The organism is Micromonospora sp. LZ34, assembly GCF_052981855.1.
This window is the reverse complement of the sequence record NZ_JBRIQN010000011.1, coordinates 99,991-115,578: the sequence shown is the minus strand read 5'-3', so window position 1 is coordinate 115,578 and position 15,588 is coordinate 99,991. Positions and strand designations below refer to the sequence as shown.

The 15,588-nt window shown below is 75.9% G+C and carries 16 protein-coding genes; 4 read left to right on the top strand and 12 right to left on the bottom strand.

Translation table 11 applies throughout. The annotated features are described in order from the left end of the window. Positions 1-16: 16 nt before the first annotated feature. Positions 17-1,015, bottom strand: a complete 999-nt coding sequence (locus tag ACVCAH_RS14850) for a tyrosine-type recombinase/integrase (protein ID WP_447136700.1) — start codon at positions 1,013-1,015, stop codon at positions 17-19. A 116-nt stretch (positions 1,016-1,131) separates the two neighbouring features. Between ACVCAH_RS14850 and ACVCAH_RS14845 the strand changes: the two genes are divergently transcribed. Beyond that, positions 1,132-2,112 (top strand): helix-turn-helix transcriptional regulator, encoded by a 981-nt coding sequence (locus ACVCAH_RS14845; protein ID WP_447136699.1) that lies wholly within the window; start codon positions 1,132-1,134, stop codon positions 2,110-2,112. A gap of 89 nt (positions 2,113-2,201) precedes the next feature. Here the strand turns inward: ACVCAH_RS14845 and ACVCAH_RS14840 are convergent, their stop codons facing one another. The 6 genes from ACVCAH_RS14840 to ACVCAH_RS14815 all read right to left on the bottom strand — a co-directional run bounded on the left by ACVCAH_RS14840 (position 2,202) and on the right by ACVCAH_RS14815 (position 5,393). After that, on the bottom strand, positions 2,202-2,627 hold the full coding sequence (locus tag ACVCAH_RS14840; protein WP_447136698.1) for an Hsp20/alpha crystallin family protein: 426 nt from the start codon (positions 2,625-2,627) through the stop codon (positions 2,202-2,204). Between the two features lie 94 nt (positions 2,628-2,721). Beyond that, complete coding sequence (locus tag ACVCAH_RS14835) at positions 2,722-3,222, bottom strand: GNAT family N-acetyltransferase (protein WP_447136697.1); 501 nt, start codon at positions 3,220-3,222, stop codon at positions 2,722-2,724. 87 nt (positions 3,223-3,309) lie between these two features. Next, complete coding sequence (locus ACVCAH_RS14830) at positions 3,310-3,723, bottom strand: DUF6069 family protein (RefSeq protein WP_447136696.1); 414 nt, start codon at positions 3,721-3,723, stop codon at positions 3,310-3,312. A gap of 75 nt (positions 3,724-3,798) precedes the next feature. Continuing rightward, positions 3,799-4,272, bottom strand: a complete 474-nt coding sequence (locus tag ACVCAH_RS14825) for a MarR family winged helix-turn-helix transcriptional regulator (protein ID WP_447136695.1) — start codon at positions 4,270-4,272, stop codon at positions 3,799-3,801. Between the two features lie 52 nt (positions 4,273-4,324). Then, entirely contained in the window at positions 4,325-4,843 is a 519-nt protein-coding gene (locus ACVCAH_RS14820; RefSeq protein ID WP_447136694.1) for a DUF2087 domain-containing protein, read from the bottom strand. A 52-nt stretch (positions 4,844-4,895) separates the two neighbouring features. Next, positions 4,896-5,393, bottom strand: a complete 498-nt coding sequence (locus ACVCAH_RS14815; protein ID WP_447136693.1) for a MarR family winged helix-turn-helix transcriptional regulator — start codon at positions 5,391-5,393, stop codon at positions 4,896-4,898. A 69-nt stretch (positions 5,394-5,462) separates the two neighbouring features. Here ACVCAH_RS14815 and ACVCAH_RS14810 point away from each other — a divergent pair, with 69 nt between their 5' ends. Next, positions 5,463-6,686, top strand: a complete 1,224-nt coding sequence (locus ACVCAH_RS14810; RefSeq protein ID WP_447136692.1) for an MFS transporter — start codon at positions 5,463-5,465, stop codon at positions 6,684-6,686. A 1-nt stretch (position 6,687) separates the two neighbouring features. On the opposite strand, the gene ACVCAH_RS14805 is transcribed toward ACVCAH_RS14810, so the two are convergent. Then, positions 6,688-7,083, bottom strand: coding sequence for a cupin domain-containing protein (locus ACVCAH_RS14805; RefSeq protein WP_447136691.1), 396 nt, complete (start codon positions 7,081-7,083; stop codon positions 6,688-6,690). Positions 7,084-7,169: 86 nt separating this feature from the next. Between ACVCAH_RS14805 and ACVCAH_RS14800 the strand changes: the two genes are divergently transcribed. Continuing rightward, on the top strand, positions 7,170-8,714 hold the full coding sequence (locus ACVCAH_RS14800) for a glycosyltransferase family 39 protein (protein WP_447136690.1): 1,545 nt from the start codon (positions 7,170-7,172) through the stop codon (positions 8,712-8,714). 35 nt (positions 8,715-8,749) lie between these two features. On the opposite strand, the gene ACVCAH_RS14795 is transcribed toward ACVCAH_RS14800, so the two are convergent. Next, complete coding sequence (locus ACVCAH_RS14795) at positions 8,750-9,253, bottom strand: DinB family protein (protein ID WP_447136787.1); 504 nt, start codon at positions 9,251-9,253, stop codon at positions 8,750-8,752. A 139-nt stretch (positions 9,254-9,392) separates the two neighbouring features. Here ACVCAH_RS14795 and ACVCAH_RS14790 point away from each other — a divergent pair, with 139 nt between their 5' ends. Beyond that, a complete protein-coding gene (locus ACVCAH_RS14790) occupies positions 9,393-10,853 on the top strand; it encodes a hypothetical protein (protein ID WP_447136689.1) in 1,461 nt (486 codons plus the stop codon). Between the two features lie 12 nt (positions 10,854-10,865). Here ACVCAH_RS14790 and ACVCAH_RS14785 read toward each other — a convergent pair whose 3' ends face one another. From ACVCAH_RS14785 to ACVCAH_RS14775, 3 genes are all read right to left on the bottom strand, one after another. After that, entirely contained in the window at positions 10,866-11,606 is a 741-nt protein-coding gene (locus ACVCAH_RS14785; RefSeq protein WP_447136688.1) for a class I SAM-dependent DNA methyltransferase, read from the bottom strand. A gap of 75 nt (positions 11,607-11,681) precedes the next feature. After that, positions 11,682-12,563 carry an ABC transporter ATP-binding protein gene (locus ACVCAH_RS14780; RefSeq protein ID WP_447136687.1) on the bottom strand — a complete coding sequence of 294 codons (882 nt, stop codon included), beginning with the start codon at positions 12,561-12,563 and terminating at the stop codon, positions 11,682-11,684. After that, entirely contained in the window at positions 12,560-15,580 is a 3,021-nt protein-coding gene (locus ACVCAH_RS14775) for an FtsX-like permease family protein (protein WP_447136686.1), read from the bottom strand. Before ACVCAH_RS14775 ends, ACVCAH_RS14780 begins: the two co-directional genes overlap by 4 nt. Between the last annotated feature and the right edge of the window lie 8 nt (positions 15,581-15,588).

Below are 15,588 nucleotides of genomic sequence, written 5' to 3'. Positions count from 1 at the left end.
TCGCCGGCCCGGGCCGTCAGCCGCGGCGGCGGGCCCGGGCCGCCCAGATCACGTACGCCGGGTCCCGGTCCAGGTTGTGCCGGTCCCGGTCGTAGCGGCGGGTGGTGCGGGGATCGGCGTGGCCCATCGCGTCCTGGACGTCCTCCAGCGGGACGCCCTCAGCGCGGGCGGTGGTGGCGAAGGCGTGCCGCAGCGAGTGCGGCGACAGCTTCGCCCAGGCCGGGATCCCGGCCGTCCGGGCCAGCCGGCGCACCAACCGGAACACCGAGTGCCGGTCGAGCCGGGCGCCGCTGGCGGTGACCAGCAGCGGCCCGGCCAGCTCGGTCACCGGCATCCCCTGGGCGGCGGCCCGCTGGGCCAGGTAGGCGTCCACCGCGTACGCGGTGCCCGGGGTGAGCGCCCGGCGGCGGGCCTTGCCGCCCTTGCCGACGAACCGGACGCTGCGGTGCCCCCGCTCGGCGCCCAGGTCGGCCAGGTCCAGCGAGACCAGCTCCCCGACCCGCAGCCCGAGATCGGCCAGGAGCGCGATGGTGGCGCGGTTGCGCACGGCGGTCGGCCCGGTGTCCGCCTCGGCGGCGGCGAGCAGCGCGTCCACCTCCTGCGGGGTGAGCCCGACGGTGGCCGAGTGGTCCCGGTCGATGCGCGGCCGGTCCGCGCCGGCCACCGGGTTGGCGTCGACAGCGCGCAGCTTGACCAGGAAGTCGTACCAGCTGGAGAGCGCGGAGAGCTTGCGTGCGACGGTGGCCGGGGTCAGCGGGCGGCCGCTGCGGACCGCCAGCGTGGACTCCAGCGTCCGGGCGTACTCGTTGACGTGCAGGAAGTTCGCCCGCAGCGGGTCCAGCTCGCGGGCGGCGCACCAGGCGAGCCAGCCGGCGATGTCCCGGCGGTACGCGTCCCGGGTGTGCTCGCTCAGCCGCCGGTTGCGCAGCCACGCCTCGGTGAAGTCGGTGGGTCCGCCCGGTAGGGCGGGCGGGGCCGACGGGCCGGGCAGCACCGGGGTGTCCGAGAAGAGCATGTGAAAAAGGTTCTCAGCCCCGGGTGGGAATCGGGATGAGGCGCGCCCGACCGGTTCCCGACAGCGCGGTCTCCCCGGCCGCCGCCGGGACCGCCGGCCGGGGGTACCGTCGGGCGGTGCGCGCGAGTCGGCTGGTGAACCTGCTGCTGCTCCTGCAGACCCGGGGCCGGATGACCGCGCAGGAACTCGCCGACGCGCTGGAGGTGTCGGTGCGTACCGTCTACCGCGACGTCGAGTCGCTCGGCGCCGCCGGTGTCCCGGTTTACGCCGACCGGGGGCCGGCCGGCGGGTACCGCCTGCTGGACGGCTACCGCACCCGGCTGACCGGGCTCACCGCCGACGAGGCCGAGGCGTTGTTCCTCACCGGCATGCCCGGCCCGGCGGCCGAGCTGGGACTCGGCTCGGTGCTCGCCACCGCCGAGCTGAAGCTGCGCGCCGCGCTGCCGGCGGAGCTGGCCGACCGGGGCGAGCGCATCCGGCAGCGGTTCCACCTCGACGCGCCGACCTGGTTCCGGGAACCCGAGCCGACCCCGCACCTGGCCGCGCTGGCCCGCGCGGTGTGGGAGGACCGCCGGGTCGAGGTGCGCTACCGGCGGTGGAAGGCGCCCCGGGAGGTGACCCGGGTGCTCGCCCCGCTGGGCGTGGTGCTCAAGGCCGGCCGCTGGTACCTGCTCGCCGACGCCGGCGGCGAGGTGCGCACCTACCGGGTCGGGGCGGTGCTCGACCTGACCGTCCTCGACGAGCGCTTCGACCGGCCGGACGACTTCGACCTGGGCCGCTGCTGGCAGGAGTACGCCGACCGCTACGAGCGCGGCGTCTACCGGGCCGAGGCGACGGTGCGGATGACGGCGGCGGCGCTGGACCTGGCCGGGTACGTCTTCCCACCGGCGATGAGCCGGGCCGCGCGGGCGGCGGCCAGCGCGCCGGACGAGCACGGCTGGCTGCGTACCACGGTGCCGATCGAGTCGGTCAAGCACGGCCACATCGAGCTGCTGAAGCTCGGCGCCGAGGTGGAGGTGCTGGCGCCGGCGGAACTGCGGGAGCGGTTCGTCGGGACCGCGCGGGCGCTGGCCGAGATCTACGCGCCGGCGACCTGACGCGCGCCGCGGAGCCCGGCGGCGGGCGGCACGCCGGCGGCCGGGCGCTGGGGGGCGGGCCGGTCGCGCCGCCCCGCCCCCGCAGGCGGTCAGGCGTTGATCTGCTTGCGGCCGTTGCCGTTGGCGGTGATGCTGATCCGCCGCGGCTTGGCCCGCTCGGCGATGGGGATGCGCAGCGTCAGCACGCCGTTGTCGTAACCCGCCTCGAGCTTGTCGGTGTCGAGCGTGTCGCCGAGGAAGAGCTGCCGGCTGAAGGTGCCCATCGGGCGCTCGGCGGCGACGAGCTCGACGTTGTCGCCGGTGGGCCGGCGGCGCTCGGCGCGGACGGTCAGCACGTTGCGCTCCACGGTGCAGTCGATGCTGTCCGGGTCGACGCCGGGCAGGTCGAACGCGGCGTAGAAGTAGTCGCCGTCGCGGTAGGCGTCCATGTGCATCATCGCCGGGCGGGCGGTGGTGCCGAAGAACTGCTCGGTGATCCGGTCGATCTCGCGGAACGGGTCGGTGCGCATCAGCATGGTCGTGCCTCCTCGGTTCTCCTGGCCGAAGGTGTCAGGTTGAGTCTGGATGGCTCAACTTCCTCTTCTGTGATAGCGCGGGACACGACGGTCGTCAAGTTCGGGGCAGGAGCTTCTCGAACCAGTGCTCGGCGTACCGGTCGGCGGAGAAGGCGGGGATCTCGACGTAGCCGTGCCGGGCGTACAGGGCGCGGGCCTCGACCAGGTCGCCGCGGGTGTCCAGCCGGATCCGGTCGGCCCCGGCGGCGCGGGCGCGCTGCTCGACCGCAGCGAGCAGGGCGGCACCGCCGCCCCGGCCCCGGTGCCCGGGGCGGACGTAGACCCGGGTGAGTTCGGCCCAGTCGGGCCGCAGCCGCAGCCCGGCGCAGCCGGCCGGGCGGCCCCGGTAGGTCGCGATCAGGAAGATCCCGGTGGGCGGGGCCAGGTCGTGGCTGGGTGAGTCGGCCATCGCGGCGGCCACCTCACCCGGGCGCGCGGGGCGGCGATGATAGCGGCGGACCATCTCCTCGAAGTACTCCTCGAGCAGGGCCGCGGCGTCGGGCTGGTCGGGGCGGGCGGGACCGGTCGTCCAACCGACCCGGGTGGGCGTCGTCACGAGTTGATCCTCGCCCGGGGGTCAACGGATTTCGGGCGGCGCGGCGCCGGCGCCGTGGTTGCGCCGGCACCGCACCTCGTCGGGCGGTCAGCGACGGCGGGCCGGCAGGAGGGCGATCAGCGCCGCCGGCACCGCCAGGTGCATGGCGCCCAGGGCGACCTTGGCGCCGCCGGTGGCGTCGGTGGCGATGACCGGGAGGAGCGAGAGCAGCGCCACCACCACGGCGAGCACCGTCCAGATCGCGGTCCCCCGCCGGGTCAGTCGCTCCAGGACGGCCAGCGCCGCCCAGCCCAGCAGGGCCGAGCCGAGCGACACCGTGATGATCGCGGCGGGGCCGAGCACCATCGCCGGCTGCCCCGGGTTCCGGACGGTGTAGTCGACCCCGGCGACCGCGCCGGCGGCCCAGATGAGCACGCAGGCCACGACGGCGGCGGCCACGCCGAGGGCGCGGCGACGCAGGGATGAGGCAGGGGTGGTGGCGGGCGACGCGGTCACGGTCATGGTTGCTCCTCGGTCGGGGACGCGAACAACTGAGACCGTAACAGATCGTCTCGATCGGAACTATCTCTGTCGGAACTAAAATCCGGGGCGGCTGCCCGGACCGCACGCGCCGCTGCCCGCCAGCCGCCCGGCCACCAGCGCCTCGATCGACCGCAGGAACACCTCGCGGTCGGCCTCGGGCAGCGCGGCGAGCACGTCCCGCTGGATGCGCGCCGCGATCTCCTGCGCCCGGTGCAGCACCTTCTCGCCCTCCGGGGTGACCTCCACCAGGCGGGCCCGCCGGTCGCTCGGCGACGGCCGGCGGCGGACCAGGCCGGCGGCCTCCAACTGGTCCAGCGTCACGACCATGGTGGTCTTGTCGATCCCGCACCGCTCGCCGAGTTGCCGCTGGGTGAGCCCGCCGGGCCGGGCCATCAGCAGCACGCAGTGCGCCCGGGGTGAGATGCCCAGTTCGGCCAGCCCGGCGGCGTGCTCGCCGGTCAGCGCGTGGCTGGCCCAGGAGAGCAGGAACATCAGGTCCCGGGTGCCACCGGGCGAACACGAGGTCATGCGCCGAGGCTAACAAGATGTTCCCCGGCGGGATCGTTTCGCCGACGGACGATCAGCCGCCGGTGCGCCAGTAGACGCCCTGCTCCCGGGCCAGCAGGTGCTCGTCGACCAGGTACCGCCGCAGAGTGACGTGGTCCGATCCGCCGCCGGCGCACCAGGCGCGCAGCGTGTCGTCCACCGCCCGCTCCGGATAGCGCACGCCCGGCTCGAAGGCGGCGGCGATGCGCGCGAGCAGCACCCGGCGCCGGCCGCGCTGCGCCGGCAGGGCGACCAGCATCCCGTCGCGCAGGAACGTCCGCAGGATCTTCTGCTCCGGCTCCTCCGCCGGCCGCGCCGGCGGATCGGTGCGGGCCGCCTCGCGCAGCCGCTCGGCGTCCACCCGCAGGTCACCGTCGTCGCCGGCGACCAGGCCGGCGTCGCGCAGCCGGCGGATCGCCGTGACGACCGGCCGCGCGGCCAGCCCGGTGCGACCGGCCACCGCGGCCGCGTCGGCCGCGCCGAGCACGATCGCCGCGAAGACCTGTCGTCGTACGTCGTCGGCGAGCGCTCCCGCCAGCACCTGGGCCATCATGCCGGCCACCCTGCCAGCGGGCGTACCGGCGGCGCCAGGCGATTTCCGCCGGTCAGTCGGCGGGCCGCTCGGCGACCAGCACCACCCGGCGCAGCAGGTCGGCCAGCAGCTGCCGCTGCTCCGGTTCGAGGGCGGCAAGCAGCCGGTGCTCCTCGGTGCCGCGTACGTCCATCGCCCCCTGCCAGGCGGCCCGGCCGGCGTCGGTGAGCTCCACGTCCACCCGGCGTCGGTCGGTGGCCGACGGGATGCGCTGCACGAACCCCCGTCGGGCCAGCGTGTCCACCCGGGCGGTCACCGAGGCGGGCGCCATGGCCAGGTCGCGGGCCAGGTCGGAGGGGGCGGCCCGGCCGCCGCGGCCGGCCAGCACGTGCAGCGTGTCGTACTCGTGCCGCTGCAGGTCCAGCTCGGCCAGCACCCGCTGCTTCACCGCGCGCAGGTGCCGGGTGAGGAACTGCATTCGGGTGACCGCGCCCTCGACGTCGGGGTCAAGGTCGGGCAGCACCGGCAGCCAGCGCTCGACGTGCCGGTCGACATGGTCGCGGGCGGTCATGCCGGCGAGCATACGTCAATGCCGAAATATTCGTTGTCGAAAGGTTCGATGTCGAAGTAACCTGTCCCGGTGACCCATCCCCTCCGCGTCCATTCCTTCCGGCTGCTCTTCCTGGGCCGTACCGTCTCGGCCGTCGGCGACGCCGTCGTGCCCGCCGCCCTCGCCCTGGCCGTGCTCCGGGCCACCGGCTCCACCTCGGCGCTCGCCCTCGTACTGGCCTGCGCGATGGTGCCCCGACTGTTGCTGCTCCCGCTCGGCGGCGTGCTCGCCGACCGGCTCGACGCCCGCCGTGTGGCGATCCTCGCCGACCTGGTGCGCTGCCTCGCGCAACTCGTCGTCGGCCTCGAACTCCTCGGCGGGGCATCGCTGGCCACCATCGCGGTGGCCGCCGCGGTCGGCGGCGGCGCCAGCGCGTTCGCCATACCCACCGCCTCCCCCCTGGTCGCCGGGACCGTCGACGCGGCTCAGCGCCAGCCGGCCAACGCCCTGCTCGGCGTCACCGCCAACGCCAGTCGCCTCGCCGGCCCCGCCCTGGCCGGTGCGCTGATCTGGGCCGCCGGACCGGGCTGGGCGTTCATCCTCGACGCCGCGACGTTCGCGATCAGCGCGCTGCTCCTCGCCGTCATCCGGGTCCGCCACGTCCCCGTGCCGAAACGGACCGTCCTTGCCGACCTGGTGCACGGCTGGCAGGAGGTCCGCGCGCGGGACTGGTACTGGACCAGCCTGGTCGCCCACGGGGTGTGGAACGGCGCCGCCGCCGTGCTGATGACCCTCGGCCCCGCGGTCGCGGTACACCGCCTCGGCGGCGAGGGCGTCTGGGTGCTGCTGCTGCAGGCCGGGGCGGTCGGCATGCTCACCGGGTCGCTGCTGGCCGCGCGGATCCGGCCCCGCCGCCCGGTGCTGCTCGCCAACCTCGCCCTGGCCGGCTACGCAGCCCCGCTGGCCCTGCTGGCCGTCGCCGCGCCCGCCCCGCTGGTGATCGCCGCCTACGGCCTGGCGCTCACCGCCCTCGGCTTCCTCAACCCGGTCTGGGAGACCGTCGTGCAGCACCAGTTTCCGCCGCAGGTGCTCGCCCGGGTCACCTCGTACGACTGGCTGGTCTCGCTGAGCGCGATGCCGCTCGGCTACGCCCTGGCACCGGTCGCGGCGCGGGCGTTCGGCGAACCCGCGCCGCTGCTCGCGGCCGGCCTGCTGGTCCTCGTCGCCTGCGCGGGCACCGCCGCCGTGCCCGGCGTCCGCCGGCTGACCACGACCCCGGCGCCGCGCGACGACCTCGCGGTTGCCGCGCGCTGACTCAGAGCGGGTGCCCGGTGGTGGCGTCCACGTGGTCGGGGACCGGGTCGTGCCGGTCCCCGACGCTGGACGTGCCGGACGGCTCGAACATCAGGATCGACGCGCCGGCCGCCGACGACGGTCGGTGCGCCACCCCGCGCGGTACGACGTGGACGGACCCGCGCGGCAGCACCACCTCGCGCTCGGCGCCGCCGTCGGCGTCGCGCAGCGCGATGCGCAACTCTCCCTCCAGGACCAGGAAGAACTCGTCGGTGTCGTCGTGGGTGTGCCAGACGTGCTCGCCGGCCACCTTGGCGATCCGCACGTCATAGTCGTTGACCCGGGTGACGATCCGCGGGCTCCACAGCTGGGTGAACCCGGCCAGCGCGGTCGCCAGGTCGATCGGCTCAGCTCTCATCCGTCCATCCTGCCCGGCCGCACCGCTCCCCGTCAGCCCGCGCCGCGGGGCAGCACTCGGTGGTATCGGCGGGTGATGATGAGCGGGTGGCCGAACCCGTCACCGACGCCGCCGCCCGGGCCCCCGCTGAGCCGACCGCGCCGGACCACCCGCCCGCAACCGGTCCGCGCGCCCGCGGCCCGTGGCTGGTCGCCGCCGCCACGACCACGGTGCTGCTGCTGCTCGCCACCCGTTACGGCTACCACCGCGACGAGCTGTACTTCCTGCTCTGCGGCCGGCACCTCGACTGGGGCTACGTCGACCAGGGCCCGCTGGTGCCGGCGCTGGCCCGGCTCACCGACACCGTGGCCCCGGGCAGCCTGCTCGCGCTGCGCACGCCGTCGGCGCTGATCGCCGGCGCCGCGGTGCTGCTCGCCGCGGCGATCGCCCGGGAACTCGGCGCGCGGCAGGGCGGGCAGACCTTCGCCGCCTTCCTCGCCGCCACCTCCGGCATCGTCCTCGCTCCCGGGCACCTGCTCAGCACCACCACCGTCGACCTGCTGGTCTGGCTGACCGCGGCGTGGTGCGCGGTCCGGCTGCTGCGCACCGGCGACAGCCGCTGGGCGCTCGGCGTCGGGCTGGCCCTCGGCGTCGGGATGCTCAACAAGCTGCTGCCCGCCCTGCTCGCGGCCGGGCTGCTCGCCGGGGTGGCCGTCGCCGGGCCACGCCGGCTGCTGCGCGACCGGTGGGTGCTCGCTGCCGCCGCGCTGGCCGCGGTGCTCGCCGCACCCACCCTGATCTGGCAGGCCAGCCACGGGTTCCCGCAGCTGTCGGTGGCCGCCTCGATCGCCGACGGGGACAGCTCCTACAGCGGTCGTCTCGACGCCCTCATCCTGCAGTTCGTCATCATCAGCCCGTACGCGGTGCCGATCTGGGTGGCCGGGCTGGTGGCGCTGCTGCGCCGGCCGGCGTGGCGGGCCTACCGGGCGGTGGCCTGGGCGTGGCTGGTGGTCGTCACCGTGGTGCTGGTCGCCGGCGGCAAGGGCTACTACGACGCGCCACTGCTGCTGGTGCTCACCGCCGCCGGCGCGGTGGTCGCCGCCGGCTGGGCCGCCCGGGCCCGCTGGCGGCGCGGCCTGCTGGCGGCCGGCGCTGCGCTGACCGTCGCCGGCAGCGCGGTGCTGCTGCTGCCCACCCTGCCCCCGCAGCAGCTGCCCGACTTCGTGGTCGCGGTCAACTACGACGCCGGCGAGACGATCGGCTGGCCCGCGTTCGCCGACTCACTCGCCACCGTCCACCGTGGCCTCCCCGCCGAGGAGCGCGCGCGGGCCGTGGTCTTCACCGGCAACTACGGCGAGGCGGGCGCGGTGGCCCGCTACGGGCCGGCCCGGGGCCTGCCCGCCGCCTACTCCGGACACAACAGCATGGCCGACTTCGGCCGCCCGCCGGAGAGCGCCGACGTGGTGATCGCCGTCGGATGGCAGCGCCCCGACCGGCTGCGCGGCTGGTTCACCGAGGTCACCCTGGCCGGGCAGGTGGACCAGCGGGTCGAGGTGGACAACGACGAGAACGGCGGCCCGATCTGGGTCTGCCGCGGGCTGCGGCGCCCGTGGGCGCAGATCTGGGACACCGAGGTACGCCACCGCGGCTGAGCCGGCGACCGCCGTGCGTCGCGGCCGGCCGCGGGTCACTCCCCCGTCGGCCCGCCCGCCAGCTCGGCGACGATGTCCAGGTGCCCGAGGTGGCGGGCGTACTCCTGGAGCAGGTGGAACAGCACCCGTTCCAGGGTCGCCGGGTCGGCGCCCTCCCACCGCGGGCCCGGCGCGCCGACCGCCGCCAGGTCGTTGCCGCTCACCACCGCGCTGGTGTGCGCGCCCTGCGCGCGTAGCGCCGCCACCAGGTCCTCCCGGGTCTCCTCGGGCGCGATGTGCCAGCGGTCACCGCGGCGGTCGCCCCACGGCTCGGCGACGTCGCGGCCCTGGAACCCCCATTCGATCCAGCGCAGCTCCACGTACCGCAGGTGCTTGACCAGCTCCAGCGGCGTCCAGCCGGACGACAGCCGGCTACGGCGCACCTCCTCCTCGGGCAGCGCGGAGACCTTGGCCAGCAGGCTTTCCCGGAAGTAGTCGAGGTAGCGCAGGAACACCTCGGTACGGTTGGCGGCCGGGACGGTGGGCGAGGGAAACGGCATCGTCACCGGGCCATTCTCCGCCGGCCGGCCCGGCAGCGCGAACGGGGTCGGCCCGGCGCTGCGCGGCGACGGCGGGTGCGGCAGAGTGGCACCGAAGACCGAGGGCGGCCCGACGGGCCGGTGCGGGAGGGCGGTGGCCGTGGAGGGTCCGACCGGCGTGGTGTTCCCGAAGACCGACGCGGGGCGCAGCACCTCCGCGCTCGGTCGCGCGGTCGTCGCCGACGCGCTGCGCGCCGTCGACCCGGTCGGCGCCCGCTCGGCGGAGCACGAGACGAACTGGCGGCACGGCTACCTCGGGCACTTCCGGCGGCTCGTCGAGGCGGGTCTGCTCTCCCGCGACGCCGCGGTGACCATCGCCCGGGACGGGCTCGCCTCGCTGCACCGCCGGATGACCGTGGTGCGCGACGACGGCGCCGAGGTCGGCCTGGCCGACGTCTTCGGCGCCGCCACCGGCGTCGCGCCGCTGGGCACGGCGACGGTCACCGGCGCCGGCGAGGTGGAACGCGAACTGTCCCTGCCGTACCGGGGCGGGCGGCTGCGCGGCGACGACCTGCTCCGCCGGCTCGACGCCTGGGTCGGCGCCGGCGTCGTCGAGCCGTCCTGCGCCGAGGCCGTACGCGCCGTCGCGGCCAATCCGGACTGGCTCGACCTGCGCGACCAGCGCGTGGTCGTGCTCGGCGCGGGCGCGGAGATGGGGCCGCTGCCGTCGGTGCTGCGCTGGGGCGGCGAGGTGATCGCGGTCGACCTGCCGCGGCCGGAGCTCTGGCGGCGGCTGCTGCAGACCACCCGCCGCTTCGGTGGGCGGCTGCACCTGCCGGTGCCCGCCGGCACCGACGCCGACGACGCCGCGCTGGCCGACCATGCCGGCGCCGACCTGCTGCACCGGCTGCCGCAGGTGGCCGACTGGCTGCTCGGCGTCGACGGCCGGCTGGTGCTGGGCAACTACGTCTACGCCGACGGCGCCACCAACGTCCGGGTCGCCACTGCGGTCGACGCGCTCACCCGCCACCTGCAGGACCGGCGCGACGACGTGGCGCTGGCCTTCCTGGCCACCCCCACCGACGTCTTCGCCGTCCCCGGCGACGCGGTACGCCACGCCGAGCGGGGCTACGCGGCCCGCGGCGTCGTCCGCCGGTCGCTGCGGCTGGCCTCCGGCGGCCGGCTGCTGCACCGCAACTACCCGCCGGACGCCGACCCGGGCATCAACGACAGCCTCGTCCCCCAGCAGGGCCCCAACTACGCGCTGGCGAAGCGGTTGCAGCGGTGGCGGGCGACGGTGGCCCGGGAGGCGGGGTCGACCGTGTCGTTCAAGGTCGCGCCGCCCACCCGCACCCGCTCGGTGCTGCGCAACCGGGCGCTGGCCGCCGCGTACGCGGGCGCGCACCGGTTCGGCATCGAGGTGTTCGAGCCGGCCACCAGCAACACCCTGATGGCCGCGCTGCTCGTGCACGACCTGCGCACCGGCGGGCCCGCCCAGCCGCACCCGTGGCAGGACGAGGCGTACGGCGCGGCGCACGGCGGGCTGTGGCGGGTGCCGTACGCCCCACGCAGCGCCCTGGGCCTGGCCGTGCTGCTCGGCCTCGGCGGCGCGCGGGCCTGACGGCCGCCGGGGTCAGCCGGCGGGCTTCTCCCAGACCGACACGTGCCCGGCGCTCTCGCTGGTGAACGGTCGCCGCGCCCAGCCGTCCCAGCGCTCCCGCAGGCGCAATCCGGCGAGCTGGGCCATCAGGTCCAGTTCGGCCGGCCACACGTACCGGAACGGGATCGACCGGTACCGGCCCCGCCCGTCGACGACCTCCACGTAGTTCGAGCTCATCTCTTGGGTGGCGACGTCGTAGCGGTCGAACGCCCACCGGGTGGGGCTGGCGTGGAACGGGACGACGTCCTGCCCGGGTGGCAGCTTGCGCAGGTCGGGAACCATCACCTCGACGACGAAACAGCCGCCGGGGGCGAGGTGGGCCGCGACGTTCCGGAAGCAGGCGACCTGGGCCTCCTGGGTGGTCAGGTTCATGATCGTGTTGAAGACCAGGTAGGCGAGGGTGAACGTCCCGTCCACCCGGGTCGTGGCGAAGTCGCCGATCGTCACGTCGATCGCGTCGCCGCCGGGCTTGCCGCGCAGCCGGGCCACCATGGCGCGGGACAGGTCGATGCCGTGCACCGGAACCCCGCGCCGGGCCAGCGGCAGCGCGACGCGTCCCGTCCCGATGCCCAGTTCGAGGGCCCGACCGCCGCCGGCGAACTCCGCCAGCACGTCGACCGCGGCGGTCACCACCTCCGGCCGGAACATCTCCGACGCCGGGTCGTCGTACCGGGCCGCCACCTCTTCGCCGAAGTACCCGTCCGCATCGTCCACCGGCGGACCGTACCGCCGACGCCGGGCCCGCCGCCTCCGGTTTTCAGCGCCGCGGCGCGCGTCGGCCCGGCGGGCTCAGCGGGCTTCGCGGCCGTCCGGGGTGGACGCCGGGGTCGCACCGGCCCGCAGCGTGACCGTGCCGTCGGTGTGCTCGACCGCGAAGAGCGTGCCGGGCGGGAAGGCCGCCAGTGTCTCCGGCGGCAACTGGAGCGTGCCGTCCCCGGCCACCACGGCGAAGTCGCGGCCGCCGCGCCCCTCGGCGCCCACCCGGCCGTCCCGGATGGTGACCGCCCGACCCAGCCGGGCGCCCACCTCGCCGTCGTGGGTCACCACGACGACGGTGGTCCCCCGCTCGGCGTTGATCGTCTCCAGCGCCGCGAGCACCTCGTCCCGGCCGGGACCGTCGAGCTGGCTGGTCGGCTCGTCGACCAGGAGCAGCCCGGGCCCCGCGGCGAGCCCCTGCGCCAGCGCGGCCCGCTGCCGCTGCCCCGGGGTCAGCTCGCCGACCTGCCGGGCGCCGGCGCCGGCGAGGCCGACGAGGTCCAGGATCGCCTCCGGCGGATCCAGTCGCCGCCCGGCCAGGCGGGCCGCGGGTCGCTGCGCCAGCCAGAGGTTGCGCGACAGCGACACGTACGGCAGCAGGTTGCGCTCCGCGCCCTGCAACACCGTGCCGACCACCGTTCCGCGCAGCGCGGCGAGCTCGCCCGCCGACAGCCGCGACAGCTCGTGCTCGCCCACGTACACCCGCCCGGCGCTGGGCCGCATCAGGCCGCCGAGGATCGACACCAGAGTGGACTTGCCGGAGCCGGACGGGCCGACCAGCGCCAGCATCTCCCCGGCGGCGATGTGCAGGTCCACCCCGGACAGCGCGACCACCTCACCGGCGCCGACCGGGTAGATGTGGATCAGCCGGTGGCAGGTGACCGAGGTGCCCCCGCCGGGCGGCGTCGCGGTCATCGGCCGGTCCGCCGGCGCACCGAGGCGGCGAGGAGCCGGCCGAGGACCACCGCGGTCACGGCGAAGACCGCGACCGCGGGCGCCGTGACCACCAGCAGCCGACCGACCTCCGGCCAGGCGGGCACCGGCACGGGCGACCGGCCGTCGCTGAACAGCCGCTGACCGTCCCGGGTGAGTATCCAGATCACCGCGGCGGCGAGCACGCCCGCCGCCGTGGCGACCGCGACCGCCCAGCCGTACCCGCCGCGCAGGACGCGCGGGGGCAACCCCTGCCGCCGGAGCGCGACCATCGCGGCGACCCGGACACGCTGCTCGGCCGCCGCCGTCGCGACGAGGCCGGCCGCCCCGATCAGGACTCCGGCCAGCGCGGCGAAGAGGTTGAATCCCAACGCCAACGCGGGACCGCGGCGGGCGAGATCCTGGCGCTCGGCGGCGATCGTCCGCTCGTACCGCACGACCAGACCGTGAGCGCGCAGCCGGTCGAGCACGTCGGCGGGCGCCGCCGGGCCCAGCCACACCTCCTTGGTCCCGGTCTGGCCGCCGGCGGCGAGCCGATCGCCGTACTCCAGGTCGATCAGCAGCCCGGCCTCCCCGAGCCGCGGCAGCCGATGGGCGAATCCGGCGACCAGCGCCACGGTCGGCAGCGAATCGAGGCCGTCGTACCGGATCGAGCCGAGCTGCGTTCCCTTCGACCGGGTCAGCCACCCGGGCAGCGGGTCGGGTGTGTCGGCCACGGCGATGCGGATCGGCTCCGGCCAGCGGCCCTCCGGAACATCCAGCACCAGCGCGGGGCTGACGCCCGTGCCGTAGAGCGAGACGTCCTGGGCGCCGGGTGACCGCCACCGCTCCGCCCGGGCCAGCTCCGTACCGGTCATCCGGACGGTGTCGCCGTCACCGTCACGCAGCTCCTCGAGCCGGATCCGCAGCGGCTGCGGGGTGACCTGGGCGATCACCTCGAACTTGATCAGCCGGCACTGCGTCTCGCACTCGGGCACCGGGAGGCGATACTCCGCCCGGCCCGGCGTCAGGGCGCGGCCGGCACTGATCTGGCGGGTGCCGGACCGGCTGGCGACGAAGACGAAGAGGCGGGGCGCGAAGCCGGCGAAGACGTCCTCGTCGTAGTCGGCGGTGACGGTCACGGTGAGCAGCCGGCCGCGCAGCGGCACCGGCGCCGCCGGTGGGTCCGGACGCAGCGTGCGGGCGATGTCGGCCAGCCCCACGCCGTACGACGGGTGCGGCGCGGCCACCGTCGCCAGCCGGTCGGAGTCCACGGCGAGTATCGGTACGTCCGACCTGTTCGTCGCGTTCGTCGTCACCGCCGCCATCGCGAACCGCCCCTCGGGGTCGGTGGCCCGGACGGCCTCCAGCAGATGTCCGCGGGACAGCGCGTCGACACCGATCACCCGGGGAGCGCCGACGTCGACGGTTGCCCGGTCCGCGTAGGCCGCCGCCGCGAGTTGCCGCGTCGCGGCGGTGAAGGCGAGCATCGCGACCACCACGGTGAGCAGCGCGATCAGGGACCGGAACCGCGGCTGCCGGGCCACCTGCACCAGGGCGAGGCCGACGGCGGTCCGGCCCCGGGCCAGCAGTCGGGCGCCCACCGCCGCCCCGACGGTCATGGCGAGCCGCGCCAGCAGGACACCCACGGCGAGCGCACCGACGACCGGCGCCAGCAGGGCCAGCCCGGTGGGTGGCCCGCCGGCGCGCAACTGCACCACGGCGGCCACGGCGAGGGACACTGCCGCGACGTCACCGATGCTCGCCCGCCAGCCACGCGTCCGCGCCGGTACCCGGCGCAGCAGGTCGACGACCGGTGCGGACAAGGTCCGGGCCTGGGCCAGCAGCACGGCGGCGAGCGCGCCGGCGGCAGCGAGCGTGGCGGAGCCGATTGCGGCGATGCCGAGCGTCGTCCCGGCCCCGCCGGTCAGCGTGCGCGCGGCGAGCAGGTCCGCGGCGGCCAGGCCGGCCAGGCAGCCCAGTGGGATGGCGGCCAGCGCGGGCACGGCGTGTTCGCCGACCGCCAGCAGCCACAGGCGCCGGCGTTGCACGCCGCGCAGCAGCAGCAGGCCCTGCTCCGGTCGGCGCACGTCGGCCGCCGAGCTGACCGCCACGAAGAGCACCAGCCAGCAGAGCAGGACCAGCAGCCCGGCGCCCAGGGTCACGCCGACGGCCAGTTGGCCGCGTTGCACCGTGACGCGGTCGAGCAGGTTGGGCAGGCTGGTGCCGACGCTGAGACGTTGATGCGCGGCGTTGCGTGCCGCATTCGCGACGGCGGCATCGAGTGCCTCGGCCGACCCGGTGCGCACCAGTTCCTCGGTGACGAACAGGTCGACCGTCGGGCGTTGCAGGAGGGCCTCCGGGTCGGCGAGGCGGGCGGACTCGGCAGTGAAGATGGCGTCCTGCGCGCTGCCCACGGCGGAGGCGGTCGCCGGGCCTGGTGCCGGGGGTCGGAGATACTCGTCGCCGAGCCAGAACGGGGCGGCCGGGTCGAGCGGCCGATAGACGCCGGCGACCCGCAGCGGCACACCGGCGAAGGTCACCTCGCCGCCGGCGGTCACGCCGAGATGCGCCGCGGTGCTCGTACTGACGATCACCTCGGGTCGCTGGCCGTCCGAGGTGGACCTCGGGCAGGTGCCGGTCACGGCGACCCGCTCGCAGATGCCCTGCCGGAAGACGAGGTTCGAGGTCACCGTCCCGGCCGGGCCGGCGGCGACGCCACCGGCCTGCGCGCCGAGCACGACGTCGAAGCCGGCCGCCGCGAACGGCTCGACCTGGCCACGGAACGCCGCGACGCCGGGATCGGCCGGCATCCCCGTATATTCGTCGATCGAGCTGAGCCGTAGCCGGCGTTCGTCGGGGGCGGCGGCGGCGAGTTCCTGACTCGCGAGCGCCTGACCGGCGGCGGCCACGTACATCGGTGCGGCCGCGGCGGCGGCGCTGGCGAGGACCGCGAGCAGGAGCACCGCCAGGGCCTGGATCCGGCGGGCGGCCAGTGCTCCCACGATGACGGCCAGCATGGACGGTC